The 2,889-nt window shown below is 43.7% G+C and carries 2 protein-coding genes; one reads left to right on the forward strand and one right to left on the reverse strand.

Features of this window, described 5'->3' with window-relative positions:
* Positions 1–1,236, reverse strand: a 1,236-nt coding sequence (locus tag HAL07_RS07810) for a type I restriction-modification system subunit M (protein WP_082355986.1), incomplete at its 3' end; no start/stop codon positions are given.
* A gap of 934 nt (positions 1,237–2,170) precedes the next feature.
* Between HAL07_RS07810 and HAL07_RS07815 the strand changes: the two genes are divergently transcribed.
* Positions 2,171–2,875, forward strand: a complete 705-nt coding sequence (locus HAL07_RS07815; RefSeq protein ID WP_053945652.1) for a hypothetical protein — start codon at positions 2,171–2,173, stop codon at positions 2,873–2,875.
* The last annotated feature ends 14 nt before the right edge of the window (positions 2,876–2,889 follow it).

The raw sequence follows: 2,889 nt of genomic DNA on the forward strand, positions 1-2,889 counted from the left end.
AGCGATGTTGGTCCCAAAGAAAAGATCAGGGGCAAGCGCAATCACCCCATCCACAAAATTGCGCTCTATGAGGTATTGGCGGATTTTTGCCTCCGCCCCACCCCGATACAACACCCCGGGAAATTGCACAATGGCGCATGTCCCCTTGGGTGAGAGCCAAGAGAGCATGTGTAAAGTAAAAGCTAAATCCGCCTTGCCCTTGGGGGCTAGCACCCCAGCGGGAGCAAAACGGGGATTGTTGATGAGTAGTGGGTCATCATCGCCGATCCATTTGGTGGAGTAGGGCGGATTAGACACAATGGCGTCAAAGGGTTCATCACTTTCATGCTTAGGGTCTATTAGAGTGTCCCCATAGGCGATATGAAATTTGTCATAGTCAATATTGTGTAAAAACATATTTGCCCGGCAGAGGTTGTAGGTGGTCGGGTTGATCTCCTGACCAAAAAAGCCCTGTTTGATATTGTCTTTGCCTAAAATCTTGGCAAATTTGAGCAAGAGCGAGCCACTCCCACAACAAGGGTCATAAACCTTATTAATGTCCTTTTGCCCGTGCAAGACTAATCTAGCCAAGAGCTCGCTCACCTCTTGGGGGGTGAAAAACTCGCCCCCACTCTTGCCCGCATGGCTGGCATACATGCCCATTAAAAACTCGTAAGCGTCCCCAAAGATGTCGATCCCGCTCTCTTGATAGTCCTCAATTTTCATCGCCCCCACGGCCTTTAAAAGACTGATGATCTTTTCATTTTTCTCTTTGACACCATCGCCCAGCTTGCTACTATCCATGTCCAAATCCGCAAAAAGCCCTCTAAAATTCTCCTGCGCCTCGCCCTCTAAGCTAGAATCTCCGATATTTTGGAAGATTTCATTGAGCTTGGTGTTTAGATTGTCTTCCTTGTCTGCCCGCTTGAGCACATTGCTAAAAAGCGCGCTGGGCGGGATAAAAAAGCCCTTTTCTTCTAAGAGCAAGGCTTTAGCCTGCTTGGCCTGTGCGTCATTGAGGGCAAGATAATCAAAATCTGGGTTTAAGGCTTGTTCATTGGCGTTGATGTAGGCTGTCAAATTCTCTGAGAGGTAGCGGTAAAAGATAATGCCTAAAACAAATTGCTTAAAGTCCCAACCATCCACCGCTCCGCGCAATTTATCTGCAATGCCCCAAATGGTCTTAAAAAGCTCATTACGCTTTACTTGTGCGTTTTGCTCGTTGTTTTGCTTTGTTTGTGTGGCGACTTCTTGCATGGCATCCTCAAAAAAGGGATATTCTAACACAAGTTTTGGTTCTTATGATTTTTACTTTAAAATCGCCTATAATCGCTCCCAACATCCAAAACCATAGTTTGATACTCTCCACTCCTAACCTTTCGCTCTACGAAGCCGTATGGGTTGAGGGTGTTGGAGCGATTGTAGAGCGTTCTAGAGGGGTTTATGGAGGTGTTTTGAAGTGAGGGGGAGAGAAGATATGTGTTTTGGGGTGTGAAGTGAAGCATTTTGAGTTCTTGTGAGAAGATTTGCAAGGGTTTTTCTAGTGATGACATCAATGGGCTTACACACAAGAGCTTTTGAGGGCTTTAGAGGTGGGATTTTAAGTGATTGAACAGTGCGGGGTTAAGCAACACACTGAGAAGTTGAGCGGTTAGTGAGTTTGGAGGAATGAAAGAGTTTGGGCCATATGCTCTAAATGGCTCTAAAACACATTTTAAGTGCATTTAGATGTTGGGGTAGCTAGTATGGTTTTTATCTAAGTCGCGCTGTATGACCTCTTTACTGGGCTAGAATCGCTTGTTTGATTTTGAGTGGTTTGTGGGGTGTGTTGGTTGTCATTTTTTGTGCTCTTCTTCTTGGTTTTGAGCTTGGTTTGGGATGGTTATAGAATGGTCTCGAGGGGTTGGGAGCAGGTGGTTTAAAGGTTTTGTGAGACCAGTAAGTTGGCGATTGCTTTTTTGTACTCTATTAGGAGATTAGGAACAACAGGGATGGATACCGATACAAGCAAAATCATGACATACAATGGATAATACTAAACAGTTGCACTACTTGCCATGCTGACCACTAATTTGTGTTTGCATTGATCGTCCATAGGGTGTTCCTATGCGAAAATTGGCTTTTGATTTGGTGTTTGTGTGTTACAATCCGGAGGCTGGGTCTTCAGTATTTTGTGTAAGCGGAGACTGGAATGATGTACGAGGCGTATAGGGTTAGGAACGAGGATCTTTACAAGGGTATTTTTTACGGTATATCCGAGGAGTTTAATAAAGATAAGAAGGATTTGGTTAATCTGATTGTGAAGGAGGTAAGTAGTCCGAATGGAATTAGGGCAGATGAATTGCAGGAGTTGCTTTTTTCAAGAGTAGAAGGGTCACATGTGTTTCTTTCTCATTCGTTTGACGATCGCGACGAGGCACTTTGTGTTAAAGAATATATTGAGACAAATCAACCATGGTGCAAGGTTTTTATTGACTCTTTGTGTTGGCAATCCGTTTATGATGCACAAGAGGTGCTGGAGGAGCAATATGGAATGGACGGCATAACAAAGAATTTATATCCTATGCTCTGTGTTGCCCTAGCACAAATGATTCAAGCGTGTAGGTCTTTTGTTTTTTTAGAAACTAAAAACTCGGTTTCTACTATACGAAGTTTGGACGAATGGAAAATTCGAGGTGGTCGAAGTGACTATGACCAGTACACGCAATCTTCGTGGATTTACTATGAACTACAGATTGCACAGCTACTTCTAAAGCAGAAAAAAGGGCGCATGCGAGCGAGTCAGGAAAGTATAGTTGAAAGTTTTGGGATATCTTTCAACTATAGCGTAAGGGATGTTCTTAAAGGGATGCAACTTGTGTCTCTTGATAGTTTACTTAACAAGCTTCGAAATTAAAGGAGTAGCACATG

The sequence above is a fragment of the Helicobacter ailurogastricus genome (assembly GCF_001282945.1).
Classification (GTDB): domain Bacteria; phylum Campylobacterota; class Campylobacteria; order Campylobacterales; family Helicobacteraceae; genus Helicobacter; species Helicobacter ailurogastricus.